Origin of the sequence: Clostridium sp. DMHC 10, from assembly GCF_001270375.1 — a bacterium.
GTDB classification, from domain to species: domain Bacteria; phylum Bacillota; class Clostridia; order Clostridiales; family Clostridiaceae; genus Clostridium_S; species Clostridium_S guangxiense.
The window spans coordinates 2,120,158-2,147,055 of sequence record NZ_LGVB01000015.1; the positions used below are offsets into that span (position 1 = coordinate 2,120,158).

The 26,898-nt window shown below is 29.3% G+C and carries 26 protein-coding genes and 7 pseudogenes; 9 read left to right on the plus strand and 24 right to left on the minus strand.

The features are described from left to right. The first annotated feature begins 4 nt into the window (after positions 1-4). Positions 5-298 carry a transposase gene (locus AGR56_RS12245; RefSeq protein WP_053242466.1) on the plus strand — a complete coding sequence of 98 codons (294 nt, stop codon included), beginning with the start codon at positions 5-7 and terminating at the stop codon, positions 296-298. Beyond that, positions 271-1,194: an IS3 family transposase gene (locus AGR56_RS19605; protein ID WP_157055762.1), complete on the plus strand. Its 924-nt coding sequence runs from the start codon at positions 271-273 to the stop codon at positions 1,192-1,194. The genes AGR56_RS12245 and AGR56_RS19605 overlap by 28 nt, the downstream gene beginning before the upstream one ends. 141 nt (positions 1,195-1,335) lie before the next feature. Here AGR56_RS19605 and trxA read toward each other — a convergent pair whose 3' ends face one another. The 5 genes and pseudogenes from trxA to AGR56_RS22885 all read right to left on the minus strand — a co-directional run. Next, positions 1,336-1,650: a thioredoxin gene (trxA, locus tag AGR56_RS12255; RefSeq protein ID WP_053242467.1), complete on the minus strand. Its 315-nt coding sequence runs from the start codon at positions 1,648-1,650 to the stop codon at positions 1,336-1,338. Between the two features lie 54 nt (positions 1,651-1,704). Continuing rightward, positions 1,705-1,893: a 4Fe-4S binding protein gene (locus AGR56_RS12260; protein WP_053242468.1), complete on the minus strand. Its 189-nt coding sequence runs from the start codon at positions 1,891-1,893 to the stop codon at positions 1,705-1,707. A gap of 144 nt (positions 1,894-2,037) precedes the next feature. Further along, positions 2,038-2,235 (minus strand): hypothetical protein, encoded by a 198-nt coding sequence (locus tag AGR56_RS12265; protein WP_053242469.1) that lies wholly within the window; start codon positions 2,233-2,235, stop codon positions 2,038-2,040. 201 nt (positions 2,236-2,436) lie between these two features. Then, a complete protein-coding gene (locus AGR56_RS21940) occupies positions 2,437-3,105 on the minus strand; it encodes a phosphatase PAP2 family protein (RefSeq protein ID WP_242851434.1) in 669 nt (222 codons plus the stop codon). Positions 3,106-3,258: 153 nt separating this feature from the next. Next, positions 3,259-3,426, minus strand: a pseudogene (locus AGR56_RS22885) (VTT domain-containing protein); the annotation flags it as partial. Between the two features lie 532 nt (positions 3,427-3,958). On the opposite strand from AGR56_RS22885, the gene AGR56_RS12275 reads away from it, so the two are divergent. Beyond that, positions 3,959-4,183: a hypothetical protein gene (locus AGR56_RS12275; protein WP_053242470.1), complete on the plus strand. Its 225-nt coding sequence runs from the start codon at positions 3,959-3,961 to the stop codon at positions 4,181-4,183. Between the two features lie 126 nt (positions 4,184-4,309). Here the strand turns inward: AGR56_RS12275 and AGR56_RS12280 are convergent, their stop codons facing one another. From AGR56_RS12280 to AGR56_RS12305, 6 genes and pseudogenes are all read right to left on the minus strand, one after another. Further along, positions 4,310-5,359 (minus strand): hypothetical protein, encoded by a 1,050-nt coding sequence (locus AGR56_RS12280; protein WP_053242471.1) that lies wholly within the window; start codon positions 5,357-5,359, stop codon positions 4,310-4,312. Positions 5,360-5,374: 15 nt separating this feature from the next. Continuing rightward, positions 5,375-6,376 carry a phosphodiester glycosidase family protein gene (locus AGR56_RS12285; protein ID WP_053242472.1) on the minus strand — a complete coding sequence of 334 codons (1,002 nt, stop codon included), beginning with the start codon at positions 6,374-6,376 and terminating at the stop codon, positions 5,375-5,377. Between the two features lie 116 nt (positions 6,377-6,492). Next, positions 6,493-7,200: a PepSY domain-containing protein gene (locus tag AGR56_RS20810; protein ID WP_053242473.1), complete on the minus strand. Its 708-nt coding sequence runs from the start codon at positions 7,198-7,200 to the stop codon at positions 6,493-6,495. Positions 7,201-7,484: 284 nt separating this feature from the next. Further along, complete coding sequence (locus AGR56_RS12295; RefSeq protein WP_053242474.1) at positions 7,485-9,110, minus strand: methyl-accepting chemotaxis protein; 1,626 nt, start codon at positions 9,108-9,110, stop codon at positions 7,485-7,487. A 34-nt stretch (positions 9,111-9,144) separates the two neighbouring features. Then, positions 9,145-10,323, minus strand: coding sequence for a glycosyltransferase family 4 protein (locus tag AGR56_RS12300; protein ID WP_053242475.1), 1,179 nt, complete (start codon positions 10,321-10,323; stop codon positions 9,145-9,147). 87 nt (positions 10,324-10,410) lie between these two features. Then, positions 10,411-10,863 (minus strand): annotated as a pseudogene (locus tag AGR56_RS12305) (phosphatase PAP2 family protein); the annotation flags it as partial. A gap of 73 nt (positions 10,864-10,936) precedes the next feature. On the opposite strand from AGR56_RS12305, the gene AGR56_RS12315 reads away from it, so the two are divergent. Next, positions 10,937-12,081, plus strand: a protein-coding gene (locus AGR56_RS12315) for an IS3 family transposase (RefSeq protein ID WP_278279630.1) whose coding sequence is annotated in 2 segments (ribosomal slippage) — positions 10,937-11,201 and positions 11,201-12,081 — 1,146 coding nt in all. Because the reading frame shifts where the segments join, the coding sequence is not laid out codon by codon here. Positions 12,082-12,130: 49 nt separating this feature from the next. Here the strand turns inward: AGR56_RS12315 and AGR56_RS20350 are convergent. The 12 genes and pseudogenes from AGR56_RS20350 to AGR56_RS12370 form a co-directional block, all read right to left on the minus strand. Beyond that, a pseudogene (locus AGR56_RS20350) lies at positions 12,131-12,280 on the minus strand (phosphatase PAP2 family protein); the annotation flags it as partial. 14 nt (positions 12,281-12,294) lie between these two features. Then, entirely contained in the window at positions 12,295-12,870 is a 576-nt protein-coding gene (locus tag AGR56_RS12320) for a phosphatase PAP2 family protein (RefSeq protein ID WP_053242478.1), read from the minus strand. A gap of 13 nt (positions 12,871-12,883) precedes the next feature. After that, on the minus strand, positions 12,884-13,432 hold the full coding sequence (locus tag AGR56_RS12325; RefSeq protein ID WP_198150057.1) for a phosphatase PAP2 family protein: 549 nt from the start codon (positions 13,430-13,432) through the stop codon (positions 12,884-12,886). Beyond that, positions 13,407-14,081, minus strand: a complete 675-nt coding sequence (locus AGR56_RS12330) for a DedA family protein (protein WP_053242479.1) — start codon at positions 14,079-14,081, stop codon at positions 13,407-13,409. Before AGR56_RS12330 ends, AGR56_RS12325 begins: the two co-directional genes overlap by 26 nt. A gap of 218 nt (positions 14,082-14,299) precedes the next feature. Then, on the minus strand, positions 14,300-15,244 hold the full coding sequence (locus AGR56_RS12335; protein ID WP_053242480.1) for a cation diffusion facilitator family transporter: 945 nt from the start codon (positions 15,242-15,244) through the stop codon (positions 14,300-14,302). Positions 15,245-15,536: 292 nt separating this feature from the next. Then, the gene (locus tag AGR56_RS12340) at positions 15,537-16,937 is read right to left on the minus strand and encodes an ATP-binding protein (RefSeq protein ID WP_053242481.1); all 1,401 of its coding nucleotides are present in this window, start codon (positions 16,935-16,937) and stop codon (positions 15,537-15,539) included. After that, positions 16,918-17,597: pseudogene (locus AGR56_RS12345) on the minus strand (response regulator transcription factor). Before AGR56_RS12345 ends, AGR56_RS12340 begins: the two are co-directional and overlap by 20 nt. Before the next feature lie 69 nt (positions 17,598-17,666). Beyond that, positions 17,667-18,068: a PepSY domain-containing protein gene (locus AGR56_RS12350; RefSeq protein WP_053242482.1), complete on the minus strand. Its 402-nt coding sequence runs from the start codon at positions 18,066-18,068 to the stop codon at positions 17,667-17,669. Positions 18,069-18,099: 31 nt separating this feature from the next. After that, on the minus strand, positions 18,100-18,633 hold the full coding sequence (locus AGR56_RS12355; protein ID WP_053242483.1) for a hypothetical protein: 534 nt from the start codon (positions 18,631-18,633) through the stop codon (positions 18,100-18,102). Between the two features lies 1 nt (position 18,634). Then, a complete protein-coding gene (locus AGR56_RS20955) occupies positions 18,635-18,772 on the minus strand; it encodes a hypothetical protein (protein WP_207642177.1) in 138 nt (45 codons plus the stop codon). Positions 18,773-18,810: 38 nt separating this feature from the next. Beyond that, positions 18,811-19,392 (minus strand): ABC transporter permease subunit, encoded by a 582-nt coding sequence (locus tag AGR56_RS12365; RefSeq protein WP_053242485.1) that lies wholly within the window; start codon positions 19,390-19,392, stop codon positions 18,811-18,813. Next, positions 19,373-20,236 (minus strand): annotated as a pseudogene (locus AGR56_RS12370) (ABC transporter ATP-binding protein); the annotation flags it as partial. The gene AGR56_RS12365 and the pseudogene AGR56_RS12370, both read right to left, overlap by 20 nt. A gap of 445 nt (positions 20,237-20,681) precedes the next feature. On the opposite strand from AGR56_RS12370, the gene AGR56_RS12375 reads away from it, so the two are divergent. Both AGR56_RS12375 and lgt read left to right on the plus strand, forming a co-directional pair. After that, a complete protein-coding gene (locus tag AGR56_RS12375) occupies positions 20,682-21,857 on the plus strand; it encodes an IS110 family transposase (RefSeq protein ID WP_053242487.1) in 1,176 nt (391 codons plus the stop codon). Positions 21,858-22,143: 286 nt separating this feature from the next. Beyond that, positions 22,144-22,917, plus strand: a complete 774-nt coding sequence (gene lgt, locus AGR56_RS12380) for a prolipoprotein diacylglyceryl transferase (protein WP_053243332.1) — start codon at positions 22,144-22,146, stop codon at positions 22,915-22,917. A gap of 154 nt (positions 22,918-23,071) precedes the next feature. Here the strand turns inward: lgt and AGR56_RS23475 are convergent, their stop codons facing one another. Beyond that, the gene (locus AGR56_RS23475; protein WP_347460536.1) at positions 23,072-23,365 is read right to left on the minus strand and encodes an MFS transporter; all 294 of its coding nucleotides are present in this window, start codon (positions 23,363-23,365) and stop codon (positions 23,072-23,074) included. A 541-nt stretch (positions 23,366-23,906) separates the two neighbouring features. On the opposite strand from AGR56_RS23475, the pseudogene AGR56_RS12390 reads away from it, so the two are divergent. From AGR56_RS12390 to prfA, 3 genes and pseudogenes are all read left to right on the plus strand, one after another. Beyond that, positions 23,907-24,856: pseudogene (locus tag AGR56_RS12390) on the plus strand (DUF1385 domain-containing protein). Next, a pseudogene (gene prmC, locus AGR56_RS12395) lies at positions 24,853-25,700 on the plus strand (peptide chain release factor N(5)-glutamine methyltransferase). The pseudogenes AGR56_RS12390 and prmC overlap by 4 nt, the downstream one beginning before the upstream one ends. An 81-nt stretch (positions 25,701-25,781) precedes the next feature. After that, positions 25,782-26,861 (plus strand): peptide chain release factor 1, encoded by a 1,080-nt coding sequence (gene prfA, locus AGR56_RS12400; protein WP_053242489.1) that lies wholly within the window; start codon positions 25,782-25,784, stop codon positions 26,859-26,861. Positions 26,862-26,898 lie beyond the last annotated feature (37 nt).

A 26,898-nucleotide genomic window follows, 5' to 3' on the forward strand; every position in this document is an offset into this window, starting at 1 on the left:
AAATATGGCTAGAAGAAAGTTTACCATAGAAGATAAAATTAAGATTGTTGATGAACTAAATAATGGATTAACACACGCTCAGGTTTGCAAGAAATATGAATTAACATCATCCACTTTATGTACATTTAAAAAACAACTTGGTGTAATTAATGCTACTCAATCTAAAGATTATGAGCCAAGTATAAAAGAAAGAGCATTAGAAGATGAAAACCGTAAACTTAAAGAGCTAATCGGTAAAAAGGAGTTAGAACTTGATATGCTTCAAGACTTATTAAAAAAAAAGAATTACCTAAAGTAGCCGAAAAAGTAGCGTTAGCTAAAGAATATACAGATAAAGGTATTAATATATCTAGAGCTTGTAGGCTACTTCAAATATCAAGATCAGCTTTCTATCCCAAGAAAAAGTTAACTAAAATTGAAAATGAATTTGGGTCAAAATGTAAGGTCGGAAGACCCATTCCAGGATTTTCATATGGAATAAATAACTGTGTAGTTGATGATTCAGTTATCGAAACTCTCTTGCACGAAGCCTGTGAAAAAACTCCATTCTATGGTTATAAAAAGATTACTAAAATCCTTCGTAAAAATCATGGGGTAATGGTAAATGCTAAGAAAGTATACAGGTTAGCAAAGAAATTAGGTCTACTTCTTCCATATATAAAGCATACAAAGCAAGGCCATCTTGCTATCGCAAGGGAGATAAGTGATATAAATCAATTATGGCAAATAGATATAAAGTATGTTAAAGCCTTAAACGGCCAATTTATAATGCTTACAGATATCATAGATGTTTGTTCAAGGAAACTTGTTGGTAGGGAGATAACTAAAACCGCAACAACTAATGATGCTCTGAAAGCTATAAAAAGAGCTCTTATAGAAAATGACATCACTTCCAACATAGTTTTAAGAAGTGATAATGGACCACAATTCACTTCTGTAAAATTTGAACATTTTTGTATGGCAAATAATATATACCATGAACTTATTCCGACAAATTCACCAAACTACAATGCGCATATTGAATCTTTTCACTCGCTGCTTTCCAAGGAATGTTTAGCTTGGAATGAAATTGAGAATTTTACCCATGGGTACATGCTTATTGATGAATATATAAAGTTTTATAATGAAGAAAGAATACATGGGAGCTTAAACTATATGAGCCCAAATGAGTTTATAAGAAAATCTATGAATTAACTAGCATTCGTAAGAAATTGTTGATAATACGGGGAGCAATCCGGAAGCTTCTTAAAATTTTCTTTAGCATACCTACTTAATCTCATATATTTTATCACTTATTTCATTAGATTTCGTTCATAAATATCTTCTTTAATTATATTAGATATATTTATTTACTATCTGCTCGAAATCTGATTTAGGTCTAAAACCAATTATATTTTCTACAGCTTTACCACTGTTAAAAACCATTATTGTTGGTATACTTGCTATTCTGAATTTATTTGATATTATAGGATTTTCATCAACATTTACTTTAACAAATTTTACTTTTCCAGAATATTGTTTATCTAATTCCTCCATAACAGGCGCAACCATCCTACAAGGACCACACCATGGCGCCCAAAAATCTACAACTACTGGTATATCACTTTCAATAACTTCCTCATTAAACATGCTCTCATTTATTTCTTTCATCTGTAATTACCTCCTCTTTTTAAATATAAATTTATTTTTATAGAAATTTTATTTTTATTCTTCTACAAATTGTATTGCCCCCATAGGACAATATCTTACACATTTTCCACACTTAATGCATTCATCCTCTGAAACTGTTGGTGCCTTATATGCTACCTGCTTAAGAGCATTTACTGGACATACCCTTACTGATGGACATGAATGATTTTGTGGGCATCTACTCTTAATTACTTTAATTTTCATAAGATTCACCTCTTTTCTTAACATACCCCTCACAGGTATTATTATAGCATATGCCAGTTTAATTTCAATAGGAACCTAACAACATTTTTGATTCAGTTTTAAAAAATTTTATGATAACATCTTAATTTACTTCAAATAAGAACTTTAATTTAAACTTCTATTCAATTTTTCTAACATTTCATTAGAATTAAGTTTATACTCTTTTACTATATTTTCTATTGAATCAAACAGATTATTACATAATAAGCATTTTCCTAAAATATAATCATATTCATGAAAAATTTTTTCTGTCTCGGGATATTTTTCAACTATGTCTAGTAATATCATTTTTTCTGTAATCATATTTTACCTCCAAATTGTTTTATATTTTGAAATTTAAAATCGCTTGCTTAAGTTTATTATAGACGCTATAATAACTTAAGCAAGCCATACAATGAAAGTACTGCTTGGTTTGAGAAATATTTTATCACTATTAATATATTTTACATATACTTTGTGAATATAGACTTTTCAATATCTTCTGTTATTATCTATAACATTTATTTAGTTTCTTATATTAGGTAAAACTCTATAAATCTCTAATAAAATAATACTTAAACTAAGCCATACAGCCCCAAATTCATAACCAGCTATAATGTCACTTGGATATTGCAAATTTAAATAAATCATACTTAATCCAATAAGAAAATTAATACATAAACATATGCTTAATACTAAATAATTAATACAAGTTTGTTTACTATACTTTAATATCATATAAGCTAAAAAGCCATATGTTACGACTGTCATAAAACCTTCTCCACTTGGAAACGTGTATAATGTACCTGATGGTCCCAATCTATGAAAAACAATTTTTAATATATTACTAATCGCTTCTGCACCCAAAAAGGAAATAATCAAAAACTCAATTTCCTTTAATTTATTAATACCCTTTATAAAAATCCAAATAACAATAATAATTACGGTTATCAAAAGTACATATATATTTGATGCACCTCTGAATACCTTCATAATATTAGTCCAGTTTTCATCAAAAATATTCATTATTACATATTTTGATATTTCATCAAACTCACTAAATTCATGTGACAAATAATCTTGAATAACACCAATCACAAGAACTAAAAATATTAAAAATGAAACTGCTATTCCTGCTATAGCAACTTTTATTTTCCCCAGAGAATGAAATATCTTTAAACTACTATTAAGCAATTTTATAACAGAATCATATATTTGTTGTTTATAAGTCTTATAAAGGTATATAATTACTATAATCACAGCTATAACTAAGCTACCTATTAGTAAATACTTCTTTAATAAATTATGATATCTCTCCCAATTAGCTCCAAGAACTTTTCCTAATGAAATAAATGTTGCAGTCCATATAAAAGCTCCTAAATAAGCATTAATTGCAAATTTTCTATAGGATACTTTTGTGATACCAGAAAAATATCCTGTAACATGCCTAACTCCTGGGATAAAATATGCTATAATCAGCAGTTTATTACCATACTTCTCAAACCATCTTGATATATTATCTAATCTTTTTTATCCATATGGATATAATGACCATGCTTTTCAAAAAAAGTTTATTCCCAATACTTTCCCTATAAAATAAGATAGAGTAATACCTATACCTACCCCCAGTGTAGATATTAAGATACTAATACTCCAGCTCATTTTTTGCTGGTAAATAATATATCCACAATAGGTCATGAGAGCTTCTCCTGGTAATGGAAATGCTATCAATTCTAACATTAAAGCTATTAATAATACTGTATATCCATAATGATTAAAGAGTTCGATTACATACTGCAACTAATTCATCTCCATTTCAAATAAAATAAAAAATCCTCATTTCATAGTTTTGTACTATTCCATTAACCCATCTTGTTCTATGTTATTCATATTTTCTACATAAAAGATTAAAGTCAGATTAGAAAATACTTAGGTTCATATTAAAAAATAAAATTATGTTATTTTACCTTTTAATTAATAGGATTTTAATATTATTTTAATCTTCTCAGTTTACTATAGAATAACAAAATAAAAGGAGGTGCTATTTATGATTAATTCCATAAATAACGGAAATTTTTCTCAAGGGATATATTTTAAATATCAGAATACTAAAACGAATAGTAAAGCAACTGAAGAAGCCAATGAAAGTACCAGTGAAAAATTGGCAGAAACACTTAAGCAGAATCACCCCACTGTAAGCATTGATTCAAAAGACAATAATTCATCAGCTTTAAGTTCCAAAACTGGCAATATTATTGATTTTCATGCTTAACCATTAAATTTAAACTCCACTCTACAAATATCGGTGGAGTTTTTCATTTAACATCTGACTTTCAATGAACTTAAATCTTGAAGCTAATTTTATTTTTTTATAATTTTATCCCTTAATTATTCATCACTATTGAAGTGTACTTTTGGTAATTTCATTATTCTTTTCACTTATAATTCCATTGTCATACATATCAATGATTTTTCCACTGTAGTATGTTTCTTTTCCTGTTAAAATCTCTATAATTATTGATTTAGAACTGTCCTTAATAAAAATTTGTCCCTTAAAATTTATATATATATTGCTAATATCTACCACTGTTTTTATATCAATCTTTTTCCAATCCTTATTGGTTATGTTCCCATAATATATTGTTTGGGTTTTATCCTTGTTTGTTAGTGCCAGGTATATATTATCCTTATTATCTATTCCTAATAAACTCAAATTACTATTTCCGTCAATTTCTAAAGGTAAACTATCGCCATGCTTAAAAACTTTCCTATCATTTAAGTTTTCATACAATAAAACATCGTCTCTCTTTGTAGAGATAATTTTTCCAATATTATGAGTTACAGTATTAATACTTTTTTCTTGAGCCATTATATTTATGCTGTATACTCTGATATAGTTATTTGAACTTGATAGTTTAACATATATAATATTGGTAAGAGTAGACATATCAATTGCATCTATCTTTTCATTACTGTTATATATAGGTATTTTTATACTTCTATTATTTACTTCATTAAATATTTCAACCTTACTTTTACTGTCTACATCATAATAATATAATTTAAAAAACGTGCCATTTTTTGTATCAGTTGGTCTTTCAGCTAATATTAATCTGTTTCTGTCATATATCCATTTATAATATATTATTTCCATGCCATCATTTGCAGACACTTTAGTTTTATTAGTATCATCTAAATTTAAAACAAATAAATCTTTATTCTTTAAATAAGCAAGATATTTTCCATCGTATGATGCTGATGTATTTGTACCTCCTCCTTCTAAAATTAATTTTGGTTTTGATATCTCTTGAGTAGCATTGTTTTCTACTTTTGTTGACGAATATGAAGAGTTATCAGCAAAATATACAGTTTCCAAAAATACTAATCCTCCAAATTGAATAATTATTATAGCCAAAAATCCGATTATAAAAATCTTAAGATACCTCAATTTAACCTCTCCTAACTATGGTTCAACATATAAAGCTGTTGCTACTGTTCTTTCTCCAAGTGGATTACAAGGACTATTTATAATATTGCCTTTATAATACATTGTACTTGATGAACCACCATCTAAATTTGTAGCATTATAAGCATTATAATCTAACATAATTTTTTGTATATCATGTAGTGTTGCTCCTGGCATATTTATTCTTCTACCATCAACCACTAATAATAGTATAGCTCCGTCTTTTCTTTGTCCTATTGCAGTTCTCGCAGTAATTCCTTGACCCCCATCACCATTAAAGGTTGCTTTTCCATTTATTATTAAAGGTGGTCCAAAGGCTATTGCTTCAGATACTTGAAGCTTTTTTAAATCACTAATACTATGGCTTCCAATTATCATTTTTCCTTGAGAATCTAATGCCATAACATCTAATGGTTCTTTATCAGATACGTCTTGATAAACAATTTTCCCATGAGAAAAAACAAAACCTGTAGGGTATGCTCCTGTTCCAGCCCATAGACTCCCACTATTTGATTTATCCATGAATCCTCCTCCATTAATGGCCGCAATAGCATTATGATCTTTTGCAATATCGCTGGTTCGTTCTCCTTGCTTTGTCAATTTATTTGTATAACCTACCCTCACCCTAAGAGGGTTTTTAATAACAAGTATATATCCTTTAAATTTTGAGCCATTTATATCATATCTTTCTATATTGTTGTCTTGATAGTTATTAATTTTAATATTTGAAATTTTTTGTTCTCCACTACCTGTACTCTCTATACCACTGTTTAATATTTTAGAAATCTCAGAATCACTCAAAAATAACTTCGCAATATATTGATGCTTATAACTGGACATTGAAGTGCCAACAATCATCTTTCTAACCACTGGAAATGGTCCATAAAATACTACTAAGCAACTTATGAAAGATGCTGTAAATACTTGAAGAATAACTATTAGTATAATAAACACTACTGATATCTTCCTTTGTTTTAGTTTATATCCTTTGTTTTTCATTTCTAAACCTCTTAGTTTATTAATAATCTTTTTCACAACTTGATAAAATACTCAGACATATAGCAATCATAAAAAGTAGTCTCAAGTAAAGAGACTACTTAAATTTATAAACCTTATTATTCACCTATCTGGTCAATTAGAATGTTTCCATTTCCAGCATCTACTTTTATATCATGCACACCGTCTTTAGCATTGACCTTTACCCCGTATACAACATTTCCATTCTCATTTTCTAAAGCTACTTTGGTTACAATCCCTTCTTTATACTTATTGCTTATTATTGTTTTAACCTGGTCAGCAGTTATTTTCGCAAGTCCTTTCAAACTGGCTTCTTCCTTATTTTCTAAGTCCTTAGTTTTATTTTCTGCTATATCTTTGTTATCAGTTATTTGAACTGATGATTTATAACTTAAATCATTTTCTTCTTTATTTTTATCAGTTTCCTCACTTGATTTTTCTGAATTTTGATTATCGACTTCATCCTTTAAAATATTACCACTATTTGCATCTATCTTTATATCATGCTCACTTCCAGTTATGATTAAATTAACCCCATACACTACATTGCCATCTTCATCCTCTAAATGAATATTAGAAATTTTACTATCTTTATATTTATTCAAAATTAATTTACTGACATCATCCTTAGTAAGTTTAACTTTTACATTTGTTAAATTTGAATCATCACTTTTTTCTTTCGAGACCTCTGTCTCTGTTTTATTACCAATCGTGGATGCAAATACATTATTTTTTACTAACCCTGTAGATAATAAGGTAACTCCTAACAATCCAGTAAGTGCTATTGATACTATTTTCTTGTTCATTAAAAAACCTCCTAAATTTTATCACTAATTAATTTGCTATAATTTTCTTATATGCTTAACTCTTTGTACCTCCCTCTATTTTCTATTTTCATCTTGTTAGATTAAAATTACATTAAAGTCAAATTAAGAAGGCCTTAGATTTTTTATTAATATAATACTAAAACAAAAAACAGCAAGAAATATTGCTGTTTTCTATTTAAATCTTAAATTTACTTACTTTTTCTAACATTTCCTTTGATGACAAATCAAGTGTTTCTGACGATTGTGCTATTTTATCTGTAAAATCACTTATTTCTTGAGATGTAGCTGATATTTCTTCTGTTGAAGCTGAGATTTCCTCTGCAACTGAGGAAAACTTCATCAATTCGTTCTATAATTAAATCCTTATCATTATTTATCTCAATAGACATATCATTTATCTTCTTAACTTTTGGAGTAACCTCCCCTATAGATGTTATTATATCGTCAAATGAAGTTATTGAATTATCAATTACATTACCTTGCTTATTTAATTCATTGTCCATTGATTCTGTTGTGTTTATTACTATATCAGATTCTTTAGTAATGCTTTGAATTAATTGTCCTATCCTATCAGAAGACACCTTAGACTGCTCGGCTAATTTTCTTATTTCATCTGCAACAACTGCAAACCCCTTCCCTGACTCTCCTGCCCTGGCCGCCTCAATGGCCGCATTTAACGCCAATAAATTCGTCTGTCCAGCTATGTTGTTAATAAGATTTGTAATCTCATTTATTTCATTGATATTCTTTCCAAGCTCCAATATTCGTTTTTTTACATCCATAAAAGATTGTTTCACTTCGTCAACAGAGTTTATTAGCATTTTAAAGTTACTATTTCCACTTACAGCTTTTTCATTTACAAGTTCTGTATTCTTGTTAACATCCTCTATTAAAGCTACAATTTCTGATACCTTAACTCCAAAGTCACCTACATAGTTGTTTATATTAGTTAAGTTATCAGCTTGTGTTTCAACTCCACTTGAAACCTCTTGTATTACATTTGCAACATCTTTAGAAGAACTTGCAATTTCATTTGATAGCTCTAAAAGTAAATTTGATTGAGTATCAACTGTATTTGATGTAGAGCTTATTGATTGAATCATATATTTTATTTTTTCGAGAGACATACCTAATTGTTTCTTCATTAATCCAAACTCATTTGTACCACTTGTATCTATATTTATTGAAAAATCACCTTCTGATATAGTATCTAAGGTTTCGGTAAATCCTTTTATAGAATGCTTAATAACATTGATAACCATAATTGTTATAACACCCATTAAAATAATTGCTAATATAAATAAGTATACAAATATCTTAGAGCTATTCATTGCTTTCATATTTGTATCTGAACGTAATGTATCAGCATCCTTTTTACCATAGGTTATCATATCATCTACAGCACTATCCACATTATTACAAGTGGCATCAAAAGCTTTAAAATCTTCTGCACTCAGCTTTTCACCTGATGATAATTTTGATTTTATCGACTTCCAATTATTGTTATATGATTCATAAGTAGATTTTACCTTTTGTATATATTCATTTTCCTTAGTATCCAAACTTCTATTTTCATAATTCTTGAGCAAATCTCTAATTTCGGTATCTATCTTATCAATTTTTTTTACATAATCTTGGCTGTATTCTACTGAAGTAACATTTGTTATGTAAAATTTTGATTCCATTAAATTAGCTTTTACCTCTGAAGCTTGTGATATTGGTATTAAAGCATTTGTATACATATCATCCTGCATAGATTTTATATGATTAATTGTATAATAGGCAACTCCACCTAAAAGTAAAAAGGAGCATATAGATATTATTAATATGCTATACAATCCATTTTTGATTTTTAAATTACTAATTAAATACTTATTCTTATTTTTCAATATAACATCCCTCCTCGTTTTAATATAACTAATTTTATATCTTTTTCATTAAATAGTGAATATCTTTTTGGTCTAATACTGTATTATAAACTTCCAAGATTCTTTCACCAAATCGTTCTACAGAGTAACTCCTCACTTTACTTTGTATATTAGTTCCCATATGCCTTTTTAATTCTTCATTTAGAACTATATTAATTAAAGCATTTTTAAATTCTTCTTCATTTTTATAAGTAAATCCAGTCTGTCTATCTATAATTAAGTCTTTTATACACATGTCCCATCTACATATTACAGGTAGTCCACTGGCAAGAGCCTCAATATATGTTATTCCTTGAGTTTCACTTATTGAAGCTGTTATGAAAATATCCCCAAGATTATAATATTTATAAATTTCATCAGTATTAATCATATCCGTAAACTTTACATATTCTTCAATACCATACTTTTTCACTATATCTTTTAGCTTAGGTAAATCTGGACCTCCACCGACTATAAGTAACTTAGTATTTTTTACATACCTTAAAGCATTATTATATAGACTCAATACTTCTTCAATATTTTTCTCTTCAGCAATCCTACCTACATAAAGTAAAATAGTATCTTTACTACTTAATCCATATCTTGATAAAAGTTTTTCTTTTTCAACTTGCGATAAACCTTTTTGAAATTTTTCTATATTGATTCCAGTTGGTGCTACTTCAATATTTGTAGACACATTACAACTTTCTAACTTCTCCTTAATCTTCTCTGTTGGAGCTATGACCGTCTCAAAAGTATTTAATAATATTCCAGTTAACTTAGAAACTACAGTTTTTCTTAATACTTTTCCTCCAAGAAAATAATGCAAATAATCTTCATACATCGTATGATAAGTATGAACTTGAGGAATATTCAATTTTCTTTTTAAATATTTAGCCACAATCATTGTTGAAAATTCACTTTGGGAATGTATAATATCTGGATTCCACTTTATTAATTCTTTTATTATTTTATTTTGACCAAGTTTTATAACTCTTGTATTAGGATAAATATTTGAATTATAAGAGCTAAAGTAATAAATGTCTCCCGATATATGCTCATTTCCATCTGACGATAAGGTTAATATTTTCACGTCATGTCCTAAAAGCTTTAACTGCTTGTACAAATTATCCATAGAAATTACAACTCCATTTGTCATAGGAAAATAGGTATCTGTAGTAATCAATATCTTCATTTTAGTCTTAACCTCCTTTCATTGTATCTTTATCCATATATTTAAATAACATGAGCTTAAATCTCAACTCATGTTATTTAAATAAAATTAAATTTCGCTATATAATGATTTAAGCCCTAATCTTGTTGCTATCTTCTTTTCAACTACTTCATATAAATTTTCTACTTTATTTCTTAATTTCAAGTTGTATAAGTAACTTGTTCCAAAAACAATAATATAAGCTCCTATAACATCCATAGGATAGTGATGTCCAACATATACTCTTGAAAGCCCTACAATTATTGATATTACAGTTAACATTCTACCAAGTAATTTGTTGTATTTTGTAATACCTAATGCTATACTCATTGTCCCTGTAGCATGGTCACTTGGGAAGGATGCATCCGTTGCATGAGGTAATAGTAAATTCACTTTATTATGCACAAAAGGTCTGTCTACATAATATATACCTCCAATGATAAAACTTAGAATTAAATTAATTACTGTAATAACAAAAGTATTAAAAGCAACTTTTCTATAATCACAATTCTTTTTTGTAACTCTGACCCTACTCCAGTTTGATGGACACTAAGAATCCCTATATAATAAAAATAAGAAGTTGGAGGGATTCAAAATGGGACAGAGAAAAAAGTTTGATAAAGCATTCAAAGAGCAAACAGTTGCAAAGATATTAGCTGGAGAAACAACAACAAGCTTAATGGCAAAGGAATTAGGAGTACACTATTCAACCGTAAGAGATTGGGTTAAACAGTATGAACAAGATAGTTCAAATGCCTTTCCTGGTAGTGGTAACCTTAAACCTGAGGATGATGAAATAAGAAGGTTGCATAGAGAAATAGCCAATCTCAAAGAGGAGAATGAAATACTAAAAAAAGCCGCGGCCTACTTTGCGAAAAATCTGAAATAAATAAGTTTAAATTTATTCATCAATACCGTTTCGTATTTCAGATTGCAAGGATGTGCAAGGCCCTGCAGGTGTCAAGAAGCGGTTACTATGCATACATTTCACGTAGTGAAAGCAATAGGAGTAGAGAAAATAAAAAGCTTCTAGAAACTATAAAATCAATTTATAAAAAGAGTCATAGAATCTATGGTGCACCCCAAATAACTAAAAATCTGCCTGACGACCAGAAAGCAAGTAAAGGGCGCATAGCGAGATTAATGAAAGCAAATGGAATACGTTCTAAGGTGGCAAAGAAATATAAAGCTACCACATACTCAAATCATAATCTTCCTGTTGCAGACAACATTCTCAATAGAAATTTTACAGCTGAAAAACCTAACCAAAAGTGGGTATCAGATATAACCTATATTCACACAAAGGAAGGTTGGCTCTATCTCGCTGGTGTAATGGATCTATATGGTCGCAGAATTATAGGTTGGGCTATGGATAGCAATATGAAAACTGAACTTGTCTCAGCAGCTCTAAATCAAGCAGTTGGAAGAACAGGGGCTAAACAAGGTTTAATTATTCATTCTGACCGAGGAATACAGTATGCTAGTAATGACTATCAAAAACTACTTAAAAAGTATGGTTTTGTATGCAGCATGAGCAGAAAAGGCAATTGTTATGATAACGCACCCATGGAATCCTTCTGGGGTAAACTCAAAATGGAATGGTTAAATGATTATAATTTTAAAACCAGAGAAGAGGCCAAAAGAGCTGTTTTTGAATACATAGAGTTATTCTATAACCGTCATAGGACTCATTCAACAAATGGATACATTCCTCCATTTATGGTGGGAGAAGCTTCATAGCAATATTAAGAATAAATAAGATATTTACGGATTCTTGCTGTCTATTTTATTGAAGCAAGGTCACTCCTAATATAAATACTATTGCAATAACAGCCATAAATATATATGGTACATCCTTAGAAAAGAAAATCATTATCTTATCTAAAACAATATTTTTATTTGCTAAATTATTTATTAGTCTAAAAAGCTCCATATTCATTTTTAATACCTCTTCTATAATATATTTTGATAAAGGATAGCTACCTTTGCTATATATCCTTCTTGTAAAATTATAAAGATTAACTTAGAACAGAATATTCCAATTATGATTCCTGCTATAACATCTGTTGGATAATGAACATATAAATATAATCTCGATAAAGCTATTAGAAATGCTATACCTATAAATATCAGCTTATATTGACTAAAATACATGGATAGCACTTCAGCAACAGCAAAAGATGATAGAGTATGTCCAGAAGGAAAAGAATAGGATATTGGCTTTGAAATCAAGAGACTAACATTATTTTCATGATTGCATGGTCTAACTCGCCTCACTATATGTTTTACTACTCCTTCTCCAACAATGGTGCTTATTATTAGTGTCAGTATTACTATATTACCAATTAATCTATATGGTTTGTCTAATATTAAAGCTACAGCCATCATAATCCAAATGACTCCTAAATTCCCCATACCTGTTACTATAGGCATTAGTCTATCTAAATATTTATTTTGCATATATTTTTTAATAGCAAATAAAACATAGTTATCAAATATATTTATTCTTCTCAAAATATTTAAATACATCTAATCACCTCTTTTACATAGTAGCTGTTGTATCTTGACTTACTCTATTGAAAAAATAAATAGTTATCTTACTGCAAATTAACCCTAAAATCATACCAGCTAAAACATCTGTAGGATAATGAACATATAAATACAATCTTGAAAAGGCTATCAAAGTTGCCAAACCGAAAAACTCAAGTGCATAGTCTTTAAAATATCTTGCTAATACTCCTGCAACTGCAAATGAAGAAGTAGTATGTCCCGATGGAAAAGAATATGATAAAGGTTTTGAAATCAGAAGATTAACTGCTGGTATATCTGCTGATGGTCTTATACGTTGAACTACATGTTTTAATATACCTTCTCCTAAAATTGTACTTAATATCAAAGCTCCTAAAGCCATAAACCCTATATTTCTGTATTTTTTATTACCCATTAGTAAAACAGCAGTTACAATCCATATGATTCCTCCATTGCCTAAAGAGGTTATAATAACCATAGCTCTATCCATCATATGTCCATGCATATTATTCTTTATATATAAGAGAATAGAATTATCAAGATTCTGTATTAACGACATCATCCTCATTATTCCCTCCATTTCCCTTTTCTTTAATAAATGCAACTATTCCTGGAATAATAGATATTATTATAATAGCAATTAAAACATAAGCAAAATGTTGTTTTATAAAAGGTAGGTCTCCAAAGAAGTACCCTCCCCCTAAAAATAATACTACCCATAGAAATCCACCTAACATGTTATAGGTAATGAATTTTGAATAACTCATTTCTCCTATACCAGCTACAAATGGTACAAAGGTTCTAATTATGGGTATAAACCTTCCTAATACTATTGTCATAGAGCCATGTTTTTCATAAAAGCTGTGTGCTTTCTTAAGGTATTCTTTATTTATATATTTCACATCTTCCTTGTCTAAAATCTTACTTCCGATTTTCTGACCTATATGATAATTAGCAGTATCACCAATTACAGCAGATAAATAAAATACAATAAATAATGGCAATATTTTAAGTGACCCAATGGAAGCAAGTGCTCCAGTTGCAAATAAAATAGAATCTCCTGGTAAAAATGGAGTTATAACTAATCCAGTTTCACAGAATATAATTAGAAATATAAGGACATATGTCCATATTCCATAATTTTGTATTATTACATTTAAATATTTATCAAGATGTAATATTACATTAATCAAAGTTCCTATAATGCTCATATTTTTCTCCCTTCGTTATTTAAATTTCTTATTAAATACATAATTAGACAAAACAAACTTAATTATCTTCAAAAAATGTGCTTTCATTATGTTATACATTATCTACACTTAAGATTAAAATTACATTAAAATAAACTTATATTTGTCTTAAGAAATGCTCTATATTGCAGAAGTAAAGAAATTAACCAAAAATAATAAGGTGAAAGATAATATTTCCTTCACCTTATATTTGTTCTAAACATTACAGTTCCATCTTCACAACATATACTTTCAAATTGTATTACGGTATGGTTTATATTAAAATTTTTTTCTAATATACTTTGAATATTATTACTAATATCTTTAGTCTTACTAACAAGCATATCTTCTAACTGTATATGACACTCCATAATGGTGTTTTTTTCATCCAACCTCCATACATGCATATGATGTACCTCCTTGACTTCCTTAACTTTTAGCATTATATCCCTTATGTGTTCTACATCCATGTTCAAAGGAGTTCCTTGCATAAGAATATTAATGCTTTCTTTTAGGACTTCATAACTTGATTTTAAAATTACTATATTTATAAATATAGTTAGTATTGGGTCTATCCAATATATTGATAAATACTTAATAATTATACCTGAAATAATTACAGCAATTGAAGACAAAGCATCGCTTAAAAGATGTAAGTACGATGACCTTATATTTATACTTTCTTTTGCACCTTTTTTTAATAACAGTACGCTAAATAGGTTTCCTAACAATCCAATTATAGCTACAATTATTACTATATTACCTTTAATTTCATTAGGATTATTAAACTTCCTTAGTGCTTCGACAACTAAAAATACTGCAATTCCTATTAACGTGGCAGAGTTTACAAATGCAGATAATATATTCGCTCTTTTATATCCATAAGTTTTTGTCTTACTTTTGGGTTTTTCTGATACCTTCAATGAAACAAAACTTAAAATTATTGATGCTGTATCACTTAAATTATGGATTGCATCAGATATTAAGGATAAACTTCCAGATATTATACCACCGATAACTTCAGCTAATGCTATAATAAAATTGAATATTATGACAAAAAATAGTCTACCTTTCCTAACTGATGAAATATCTTCATCGTGACTATGGTGATGACCTCTGTGTTCGTGGTGTTCATGTTCTGACATTATTTTTCCTCCTCACACAAAATTATTAATGCACTAATGCTTTTTATATTAATTGATAACCACTCATATTATTACCTTTTGTTATTATTATAATTATTGATAATTATTGCAAAAGAGTTCATTTATTATTTTACTGAGATTACTGGGCAATTATTGAATTATAAAGGTATGTGTGTGCATTTCTCACATACCCTTTTACAGTTATAAAATCTAATATAAGTTAATTAATATTTCTTAATGAAATGATACTTTTATTTTTTCATTTAAATTCTTATAACATTACTTTACTCTTTTATTTATCTAAATCTAACGTAACCGTTATCTTTGTATATTTACCTTCTTCACTTTCTACATCTATAGCTCCACGATGCATATCAGCAATCCACTTTGCTATAGATAAGCCAAGACCAGTTCCCCCTTTTTCTTTAGACCTGGATTTATCAACAGTGTAGAACCTATCAAATATCTTTTCAACTTCATCTTTAGGTATCCCAATCCCCCTATCGCTAACAGTTATTTTTACTTTATTTCCTTGAAGCTCTGAGCTTATATCTATTACGCTATTTTCTGGTGCAAATTTAATACTATTATCAACAAATACTCGGAGCATCTGCTTTAGCATTTTATAATCTGCAACAATACTAATAGTATCATTTTTATCACTTGATATTATATGATTTGGAGCTATTAATTTACTTTCTCTAATTACTTCAGTAATAAGTTCATTAAGCCAAAACTCTTTTTTTTCTATTCTTTGTGTTCCACTATCACCTCTGGCAATAAATAGTAATTTTTCAACTAAGTTAGCCATATTGTTAGTTTCTAATTTAATTGCATAAATTGACTTTTCCAAAGCTTTTCTATCATCTTTTCCCCATCTATCAAGTAAATTGGCATACCCTTGAATAACTGCAATCGGAGTTTTAAGTTCATGGGATGCATCTGATACAAACTGTACTTGCCTATCAAATGCTCCTTGAAGTCTATTTATCATATTATTAAAAGTATTACCAAGTCTTTTGAGTTCATCATCAGGGTCTTTTACTTCTATTCTTTCCTTCAAGTTATTAATGCTTATACTTTCAGCAGTTTTAGTTATATAATCAATAGGTTTCAACATTCTTTTACTTACTATATATCCTAATATGACCGAAGCAATAATCCCAATGAAGTCTGCTATAGCCATAATTACAAATAATATTTTCAAAAAATCATATTCGTTATCCATATCTTTAACTATTTGAAGATATGTAGCTCCATAATCTTTACTTTCAATTTTAACATTTTTAAATATTAAATGCTTTTCTCCTTCCTCCAGGTGTCCTATTCTATCATAAGGCTCATTTAATTTAATAATATAGTTAAATTCACTTGATTCATTTAATACTTTTCCATCTTCTTGAAGTATTCTTACTGATATATTTTGTTTAGTAGGAACATCAGAAACCAGCTCTTTATCAGATAAATCCACATGTTCCTTTTGTGATGTAACTTTATTTAATATTATTGTTTTAACATCCTCTATTTGCTTATTAGCCTGATTATACAAGTAATATTTTACACCATATAAAATTGAGGCATTTAAGATAAGTAATACTAAAGAGAACATAAATGCATACACTACAGTAAGTTTTATAGATATTTTTGCACTTTTAATAACCTTCCAGAAATAATTAATTGGCTTTAATAACATAACCTACACCTCTTATAGTAGTTATCAACTTATCTTCAAACCCGTCATCAATCTTACTGCGTAAATATCTTATAAACACATCTACTACATTGGTATCTCCTACATAATCATAGCCCCACACATTCTCAATTAATTGTTCCCTTGTAAGTACGATATTTTTATTGATTAGCAACATTTCAAGAATATCAAATTCTTTTTTGTAAGTTCTATTTCCTTACCAGCTCTCCATACCTGATGGGTTCTGTTATCCATAACTATATCCTTTACTTTAATTTCATCAAGCTTGTTTTTTAACACTTTCTCTCTTGTATATACCCGTATTCTTGCTAATAATTCTTCTATTGCAAAAGGCTTCGTTAAGTAATCATTAGCTCCAACATCAAGTCCTAAAACTTTATCTGGTATATCACTTTTAGCTGTCAACATTATAATAGGTACATATGAAAATTGTCTGATTCTTCTGCAGACCTCAATTCCATTTAGTCCTGGCAACATAACATCCAGGAGAATTAAATCATATTTTTTATTTTCTACATGTTTCAATCCTTCTCTTCCATCATACACTATATCAACTTTATAGCCTTCATGAGTAAGCTCCATTTCAATAAACATTGCCATTTGTCTTTCATCTTCTACCAAAAGTATTTCAAAACCATTCACATTACCACCTCCATAAGACAATAGTGAGCTATCAGCCCACTATATATGATATTAATATATACTATTTATTTAATCTTCTCCATTCCCACCTTTATCATTGCCATGACCTTCTTTATTTCCTTTTACAGAACTCTCATTGTTTATTCGTAATATCACTCCATTTTGAGAGTCTAACTTGACTATTTGAAGCATATTCTCTTTGTCTTTAATATTAAACTTATATTCAAACGTTGCTTCTTCAAAGTTCAATTCCTTTTCTACCTTTAATACCTGACCAGGTACTTTCCCTAAAGCAATTTGTTGAAGTTGTTCCTGACTGTATTTTATGTTCCCTTTTGCCTTTGAATATACTATTCCTCCTACTGCTCCTACCACAATTATTACGGTTAATAAACTAATTGATGAAACAGTTATTATTCTCTTTTTGTATGTTTTGCAGAATTCCTTTATATTGACAAAAATATTCTTCATTTTTTCTCCTCCACTTATTATGCAATTTTTTTTATACTTTTTTTCTAAACATTATAAATAAAGTACCTAAAACTAATAAAACAGGTTCTATATAAGATACCAGTAATACCATGTTCTTATCCACTTTTGTATTCCCCATAATCTCGATAGGAATTGAGTCACTTGATATAATTTGGTTATACTCCTTTGAAACTGCTGTAGTATACAGGTAATAATTACTTGTATATACAAATCGTATAGGTAACTCCACTATCTTTGTTTCATTTGGTTGAAGTGAGTTTACTGCAACAGGTTTATCGGCACTATAATCTTCTAAATTTACTGTCATGTTCTTTTTTATGTCTGCCATGGTAATGTAAACAAGTATATCCTTTATAGGTTTGTCTGTATTATTCTTAATTTGAGCCTTTACTGTTTCTTCTCTACCTGGATAGTCTTTAACTCCTGATGGTGAAAGTATAGATATACTCAGCTTATTAGTAGTAACATCTTTAGCATAGACACTTGTAAATGACGATATAGAAAGGACTATTAACATTATGAATATTACATATATCCTCTTCATTCTATTCCCCTCCTTTGAAAGCAATTTTCTTTGTTCCATAAACTAAAAACATATAGGATAATACTGAAAAAATTAATATTGGAATTATAAACTTTAACATTCCAGCAAACCCTTGTTTTTCTATTATTACTGCTTTCATAAGATTGAAAGTATTAGACAATGGACTAATTTTTTCTATTACAGCTCCAAACCCTGCCTTTTTAATTGAGGTAGACAAAAGGTTGGTAATCCTGTCAAGATAAAAATTATTATTGATGTTATTATTGCATTTTTAGATGAACCTAATAATATTGACAATGCAATAGAAATACTTGCATAAGAGAAAGCTACTATACTACCTATTAAAAGAATAAATATGACTGCCCTCATAACAAGTCCTGTTCCGTAACTTAATGTAATGATATATGGAAGAGATATAATAAATACCAATATACCCATTAAAAGAACACCAGTTAGCTTACCAATTGCTAACTGAATTTTAGGAATAGGAGTAAGTAGTAAACTTTCTAATGTACTCTCTTCTTTTTCATTTGAAAAACTTACAGAAGCAAGAACTATAGTAATGAGTAGACCTAATGCTACAATTAACTTACCCATAGTAACTATGACTTCCGTTTGTGCTAAAAGACTCAATTCCTTCACTGAAACAAAGCTATAAGACATTATGCTAAATATTATTGCTACAATGATTAGCCATACATTACCTTTCATTGCATAGAAGTTTTCTTTTATCTCCTTTTTAATTATTGATAGATTCACCTATATTACCCCCTTTTGCTTTGTTGTCAGTAAGTTTAAAGAATATATCTTCAATAGTTGTTTCTTCTTTACCAATTTCCAGTATATCAATAGAATTTATAAATAATTTCTCAACAACGTAATGCTTTGCCTCATTTATTAAGTTAGTGTCACTTGCTTTAGCCATATATAGATATAAATAATCATCTTTTATTTCCGTATTTAAAATCATTTTATTATCTTTGAAATACTCATTTGCTCTTTTGTTGTCTGATGTTTTAAGTTTTATTGTCTCATTTTCTGAATATTTTGTTTGAAGTTCCTTTATAGTTCCTTGTTCAATAAGCTTCCCATTTTGAACTATACACACCCTATTACAAAGAACTTCAATATCCTTTAATAAGTGAGATGTAATAAATACGGTTACATTCATAACCCTATTGATTTCAAATATAAGATTTTGAATATCCTTTTGTCCTATTGGGTCAAGTCCTAATGTCGGTTCATCTAAAAATATAATTTTAGGATTGTTAACTAAGGCTTTTGCAATACCAAGTCTTTGCTTCATTCCTCTGGAATAGTGTCCTATAAGTACCTTTTTCTTATCACTAAGTCCAACTTTCTCTAAGAGATACTCGATATGCTTTTTAGACTTGACCTTATCTTGATTGAAAAGCTCCGCAAAATAATTCAGGTATTCTTCTCCTGTCATCCAGTTATAATATCCATGTGATTCAGGTACTACCCCTATAATTTTTTTGATTTCATTTTCATTTGAAGCTACATCATAATTATTTATTAAAACAATTCCACTTGTTGGTTTTAATAAACCTGTGAGCATCCTAATAGTAGTTGTTTTACCTGCACCATTAGGTCCTAAAAATCCAAAAACATCTCCTTCTGATACATTTAAGTTTAGGTTCTTTTACTGCAGTAAATCCATTTTTATATGTCATTGTAAGCTTTTCTGTTTTAATCAAAATTTTATTCCTCCTCGTATAATATACTTAATAAATCTTTCATTTCTTAAATCTTATATAAAAGCTGAAATAGGATTTCTCCCTAGTTCAGAAGCTTTTTAAAAATATGTTATAATTATTGAGATTTAATTCTCGCATGATAGTGTGGTTATCTTATTCCTCCTTGAGAGCTAGTTCTCGTAATTAAGCCTGATACCACTGCTTTATGTGATTTTACTAATGAGCTGGATGTTGGGTAATATAGTTTATCTCTTCGCATGTCTAACGAGGTTGTAACACATAAAGACTAAGTTGAACCACTATCAAATCTTTGTATTGAGGTGTTGAAAAATGATTATTGTAGGTATTGATATAGCAAAAAACAACCATGAAGCAACTATTATAGATTCCTTAGGAAACATATTAACTAAATCTTTTAGATTCTCTAATAATCATAAAGGTTCTTCAACTCTAATAGCTAATATTAATAAAACCAATGAAGCTAATGAACCTGTTGTAATTGGCATGGAAGCTACAGGACATTATTGGTTGCCTTTATACTCAAGATTGCTTTCAGAAGGATTTGAGATAAAAGTTATTAATCCAATACAATCTGATATCTTTAGAAACCTATATATTCGTCAAACAAAGAATGATTCAAAGGATTCCTTCATAATAGCTGAAGTTATCCGTTTTGGTAGATTTTCTTCTACATGTCTTGCTGAAGAAGACATACTTTCTTTAAGAAATCTATCAAGATTTAGATTGTTCCAAGTTGACATGGTTTCTGATCTCAAAAGAAAAGTTATTTCTTTATTGGATCAAGTTTTTCCTGAGTATTCAAAGTTATTTGCTGATACCTTCGGTAAATCATCACTTGAAATACTAACTGAGTATTCAACACCAGAAGAATTTTTAAGCGTTGATACTAATGCTTTAGCAGAAACCCTTGCTATCGCAAGCAAAGGAAGACTTGGATTCTCTAAAGCTGAACAAATAAAAGATGCTGCGGCTAATTCCTTCGGAATAAAGCTCGCTACTGATACCTTCTCATTTCAAATAAAGCAGCTTATAGAGCAAATTAAATTTATTGAAGAACATATAGCAGAACTTGAACAAGAAATTTCAAATTTACTTAAAAAACTAAATACACCAATCGAAACTATCCCAGGGATAGGTCCGGTGTTAGGCGCCATAATTCTAAGTGAAATTGGTGATATAGCACGTTTTAAAGATGCTTCTAAACTAGTTGCTTTCGCTGGGATAGACCCTACTGTAAAGCAATCTGGCGAGTTTATGGGAACTAAAAACAAAATGTCTAAACGTGGTTCACCTTATCTTAGAAGAGCTATATGGTTAGCTGCTAATGTTGCTTCATTTAACGATCCTATACTTAGTGCTTATTACAATAAAAAACGTGAAGAAGGTAAACATCATTTTACAGCTTTGGGTGCTGTAGCAAGGAAAATGTTATATATAATACATGCGGTATTAAAAAACAACAAACCTTATGAACCCATTGCTTAAAAGTTATATGGTATAATCTGTTAAGTGGGTTATCACAAACTAACCCTTACTTTTCCATACCCTTTTTTAAGTAAAATTTAAAGTTTTATTATCTTATTGACTTTTTATAGCTGGTCTTATTTATCAATATCTGTATATTAGGTAAATTAAATTAAAAAGCACTAAAGATAAGATTAAAATTAGATTAAAATGTAGAAAACAAATAATATTTATCTTATGATATAAATGTTATGCTATAATAAAAGAAATTTAGATGACTAATATGCTTAGTGAAAGAGGTGCTATCTTGAATCCAGTAGCTTTTACAATTTTCGGTTTAGCAATAAGATGGTATGGAATTCTTATTGCTTCAGGAATGGTTCTTGGTATTCTACTTGCAAAATATACTTGTAAAATAAGAAACGTTGACTATGATTATTTAATGAATACCGTTCTAATTGCATTACCATTTGCAATAGTTGGGGCAAGACTCTACTATGTTCTATTTGAATTTGGATATTATAAAAATCATATATCTCAGATATTCAATACAAGACAAGGCGGTTTAGCAATCCATGGTGGAATTATATTTGCTCTAATATCATCTTATATTTATATAAGACATAAAAAGCTTAACTTTTTAGAAATGGCTGATGTTTCCGCACCATCAATAATATTAGCTCAATCAATAGGCAGATGGGGTAATTTCATGAATCAAGAAGCTCATGGTGGTCCAGTTTCCTATGATTTCATAAAACACTTTCCAATGTTCATACAAAAAGGTATGTATATAGACGGTACTTATTATCACCCTACGTTTTTATATGAATCTCTTTGGAATTTTTGTGTTTTTATAACTCTTATTATTCTTTTGAAGAAAACCCAAAAGACTGGATTGGTATTTTTTACTTATATAGGGCTTTACTCTATAGGAAGATTTTTCATAGAAGGGTTAAGAACCGACAGCTTGATGTTAGGTCCACTTAGAATTGCTCAAGTTGTTAGTCTAACTGGAGTTGTGCTTTGGATAATTGCCTTAGTATTTTATTTTTTCAAAACTAAAAAATTATCTAACTTATAATTATACTTAATATATCCTAAAATGATTTAAGGTTTAAAAGGAGAGCTACATGTAGATTAGCTCTCCTGCATTTTTGTAACGAATATTTATTATAATCCTTCTATTTAAGATAAAAATCGAAATAATATTTATGGCTGAATAACTCTTAGATACTTTAAATATCTTTAAGCAATACATAGCTTAATAGCAGTGTTACTATAAGTAATGAGCCATAAACAATAAATATTGTATTTATTCCATATAAAGTTATCATCTTTCCTCCTATTGCAGTTCCTAATCCTCCCCCTCCCATGAAACAAAATGCAACTAATGACATAGCAGAACCTCTTGCTTTTTCGGCAAATGCAGTTGCTCTTGTTAAAAGTGTGGAATGTGTAAAAATAAAACCGAATCCAAGTAATGCAACACCTATTATTAATAAGAATATATTAGTCCCAAAGAAATATATACTGAGATTCTACGTCAGTACTTTATAAACCACCCTCAAAGCATTGATAAATATACGTTCCTTCAAAATTCAGCTTTCACCCATTGGGTGAAAGAAAAATCAGTAAAAAGTTAATGATGATTTTCTTCCGTTCCTCTACGGAAAATCTTTAATTTAAATTAAAAATTTCCTGCAGCGGAGCGCAAGAAAAATCACCATTAAACTTTTTGGCTTTTAGCCGAAAAGTTCAACCTTTTGACGTTGCAATGCATCGTCAAACCCTTCACTTTTTTCACATAAGTGAAAAAGTTTAGTCTTTTAACGAGCAAAGCGAGTTAAAACCCTTAACTCCAATTAATTCGCAATATTTATTAATCATGACTTAACAATTTTTAGTGCGACAGCCACTATTTAATACTCCAAGATGATGTTACTTTGTATTTTTTAATTATGAAAGTTTAGTTAATTGCTTTAATTAGGTATATATATCTGATAAAATTAGGTGTATACTAAAATCAAATATTTGAGCGATTAGTTTATATACAGAAATAGAGGTGTAAAAATGTCTAGAAAAACTTCGGTTGGTGGTCAGGCAGTAATTGAAGGTGTAATGATGAGAGGAAGCAAAGGCATTGCTACTGCTGTTAGAACATCTGATGGAGATATAAATGTTAAATTTGAAGAAGCTGTTCCATATTCTAAGAAAAATAAATTTTTCTCTATACCTATAGTAAGAGGTTTTGTGTCACTTATAGAATCTCTAATTATTGGAATAAAAACTTTAAATTATTCTGCATCACTCTTTGAGGGAGAAGATGATGATGAAGAAAAAACATCAAAATTTCAAAAGTGGATAGAAAAAGTACTTGGAGATAAAGTTAATGATCTTATAATGGGATTTTCATTGGTTGTGTCATTATTTTTTCTATCACTGTATTTTTCATTATTCCAACTTTTGCAGCAAATTTATTTTCAAAGCTTAAATTAAATAGTATTGCACTAAACTTTATTGAAGGAATAATAAGAGTTATAATATTTATAGCTTATATATATTTAATAGGTAAAATGAGCGACATAAATAGAGTTTTTCAGTATCATGGTGCAGAACATAAAACTGTTTTTTGTTATGAAAATGAAGAGGAACTTACACCTGAAAATGCGTCCAAGTATTCAAGGTTTCATCCAAGATGTGGTACTAATTTTTTATTTTTAGTAATGATCGTAAGTATAATCATTTTTTCCTTCACAAAGTGGAATTCTCTCCCTGAAAGGATTGCATCAAGAGTGTTACTCCTTCCGCTGGTTTCTGGTCTTACATATGAAATAATAAGGTGGATGGGAAAATCAAAAAGCTCTATTTCACATATTTTTGCTTATCCAGGGCTTATGCTTCAAAAACTAACGACAAGAGAGCCGAATTATAGTCAATTAGAAGTAGCAATAAAAGCGCTTAAGAGGGCAGAAGGTATAGATGCTGAAAGTAATGAAGAAGGAGAGAATACAGGGGAATGACCATAAAAGATATTCTGTTTAAGGCTTATAATGAATTAAAAAAAGTCGATGGCGAATTTTATATATCAGATAGCCAAATTTTACTTCAACATGTTTTAAAAAAAGATAGATTGTTTATACTTACTAATATGGATTATGAAGTTGATGATACTAAGTGTAAAGAATATTTTAGCTATATTAGACTTAGAAAAAATAAAATGCCTGTAAAATATATAACTAAGCAATGTGAATTTATGGGCTTAGATTTCTTCGTTAAAGAAGGCGTATTAATACCAAGACCGGATACTGAAATTTTAGTTGAAGAGGTAATGAAAAATGTAGAGGATAAAAAATATACTACTGTATGTGATGTTTGTACAGGAAGTGGAGCTATAGGATTATCTATAGCTCATTATGAGAAAAATGTTAATGTTTTTTGCATTGATATTTCAGATGAGGCTATAGAGGTTTCAAATAAAAATTGTGAGAAATTTGGTTTGCATAATGTTAAAATAGAAAAAGGAAATCTTCTAAAAAACAAGTTGATGAAAATATAAAATTTGATGTTATTGTCTCTAACCCACCATATATTCCGTTAGATGAAATAAATAATCTTATGGAGGATGTAAGAAATTTTGAACCCCACATTGCACTTTCTGGAGGACAAGATGGACTTGAGTTTTATAGAAAAATAACTAAACAAAGTGTTGAAACTTTAAATAGTGGCGGACTTCTTGCATATGAAATAGGAAGTGATCAGTGGGAAGACGTTAAAAGAATAATGCAAGAAAATGGATTTGTAAATGTTCAATTAACAAAAGATCTTGCTGGAAATGACAGAGTAGTTACTGGCTTTAAAAAGTAAAGTAAATGTTTATGTAGAAAGCACACAGCAAGTGTGTTATAATATAATATTGTGAAAATACAAATACGGAGTGATAAAATAATGCTTGAAAGACTTAATTTTATAGAAAGTAAATATGACGAGCTATCCATTAAAATAAGTGACCCTTCTGTTATGGCAGACCAAAAAGAATGGCAGAAATTATGTAAGGAACATGCCGATTTAGAGATTATAGTGCTAAAATATAGAGAATATAAAAAGGTATGTGAAAGCTTAGAAGCTGACAAAGAAATGTTAAATGATAAAATAGACAGTGAATTAAAGGAAATGGTGGAGGAAGAGATAAAAGAGTTAGAGCCTCAGGTTGTTAATTATGAAAAAGAACTTAAGCTTTTACTTTTGCCTAAAGATCCAAATGACAGTAAAAATGTATTCTTTGAAATAAGAGGTGGAGCAGGTGGAGAAGAAGCGGCACTATTTGCTTCAGATTTATTTAGAATGTACACTAGATATGCTGAAAGAGTTGGCTGGAAAACAGAAATCATGAGTGCTAATGAAACAGATATAGGTGGATTTAAAGAAGTAGTATTTATGATAAAAGGTGAGGGTGCCTACAGTAAACTCAAATATGAAAGTGGAACGCACAGGGTTCAAAGAGTCCCAGACACAGAATCAAGTGGAAGAATACATACATCAACGGCTACAGTTGCAGTGCTTCCAGAGGTTGAAGATGTTGATGTTGAAATAAATCCAAATGATTTAAGGATAGATGTTTTTAGAGCTTCTGGTCATGGTGGACAGTGCGTAAATACTACAGACTCAGCAGTTAGAATTACCCATATACCTACAGGAATTGTTGTTTCCTGTCAGGATGAAAAAAGGCAGCTCAAAAATAAGGAAAAGGCTATGAAGGTACTAAGGGCAAGACTTTATGAAAAGGCTGAAGCTGAGAGAAATGCTGGAATTGCTGAAGATAGAAAAAATCAGGTTGGTACAGGAGATAGAAGTGAAAGAATAAGGACATATAATTTTCCACAGGGAAGGGTTACAGACCACAGAATAGGCTTAACACTTTATAAATTAGACCAATTTCTTGATGGTGATATAGAAGAAGTAATAGATGCACTTATTACTTCGGAACAAGCCGAAAAAATGAAATCTCTTGGTAACGAAGAATTTTAATAAAAAAGGATGAGTTATATGAATTTAAATAAGGTAA

What these genes read in the sequence shown, in the direction of transcription:
- AGR56_RS12245 (WP_053242466.1), top strand. Translation starts at nt 5, where the DNA reads ATGGCTAGAAGAAAGTTTACCATAGAAGATAAAATTAAGATTGTTGAT.
- trxA (WP_053242467.1), bottom strand. Translation starts at nt 1,650, where the DNA reads ATGAAAGAAATAAATGAGAGCATGTTTAATGAGGAAGTTATTGAAAGT.
- AGR56_RS12260 (WP_053242468.1), bottom strand. Translation starts at nt 1,893, where the DNA reads ATGAAAATTAAAGTAATTAAGAGTAGATGCCCACAAAATCATTCATGT.
- AGR56_RS12265 (WP_053242469.1), bottom strand. Translation starts at nt 2,235, where the DNA reads ATGATTACAGAAAAAATGATATTACTAGACATAGTTGAAAAATATCCC.
- AGR56_RS12275 (WP_053242470.1), top strand. Translation starts at nt 3,959, where the DNA reads ATGATTAATTCCATAAATAACGGAAATTTTTCTCAAGGGATATATTTT.
- AGR56_RS12285 (WP_053242472.1), bottom strand. Translation starts at nt 6,376, where the DNA reads ATGAAAAACAAAGGATATAAACTAAAACAAAGGAAGATATCAGTAGTG.
- AGR56_RS20810 (WP_053242473.1), bottom strand. Translation starts at nt 7,200, where the DNA reads ATGAACAAGAAAATAGTATCAATAGCACTTACTGGATTGTTAGGAGTT.
- AGR56_RS12300 (WP_053242475.1), bottom strand. Translation starts at nt 10,323, where the DNA reads ATGAAGATATTGATTACTACAGATACCTATTTTCCTATGACAAATGGA.
- AGR56_RS12320 (WP_053242478.1), bottom strand. Translation starts at nt 12,870, where the DNA reads ATGTATTTAAATATTTTGAGAAGAATAAATATATTTGATAACTATGTT.
- AGR56_RS12325 (WP_198150057.1), bottom strand. Translation starts at nt 13,432, where the DNA reads ATGATGTCGTTAATACAGAATCTTGATAATTCTATTCTCTTATATATA.
- AGR56_RS12330 (WP_053242479.1), bottom strand. Translation starts at nt 14,081, where the DNA reads ATGAGCATTATAGGAACTTTGATTAATGTAATATTACATCTTGATAAA.
- AGR56_RS12335 (WP_053242480.1), bottom strand. Translation starts at nt 15,244, where the DNA reads ATGTCAGAACATGAACACCACGAACACAGAGGTCATCACCATAGTCAC.
- AGR56_RS12340 (WP_053242481.1), bottom strand. Translation starts at nt 16,937, where the DNA reads ATGTTATTAAAGCCAATTAATTATTTCTGGAAGGTTATTAAAAGTGCA.
- AGR56_RS12350 (WP_053242482.1), bottom strand. Translation starts at nt 18,068, where the DNA reads ATGAAGAATATTTTTGTCAATATAAAGGAATTCTGCAAAACATACAAA.
- AGR56_RS12355 (WP_053242483.1), bottom strand. Translation starts at nt 18,633, where the DNA reads ATGAAGAGGATATATGTAATATTCATAATGTTAATAGTCCTTTCTATA.
- AGR56_RS20955 (WP_207642177.1), bottom strand. Translation starts at nt 18,772, where the DNA reads ATGAAAGCAGTAATAATAGAAAAACAAGGGTTTGCTGGAATGTTAAAG.
- AGR56_RS12375 (WP_053242487.1), top strand. Translation starts at nt 20,682, where the DNA reads ATGATTATTGTAGGTATTGATATAGCAAAAAACAACCATGAAGCAACT.
- prfA (WP_053242489.1), top strand. Translation starts at nt 25,782, where the DNA reads ATGCTTGAAAGACTTAATTTTATAGAAAGTAAATATGACGAGCTATCC.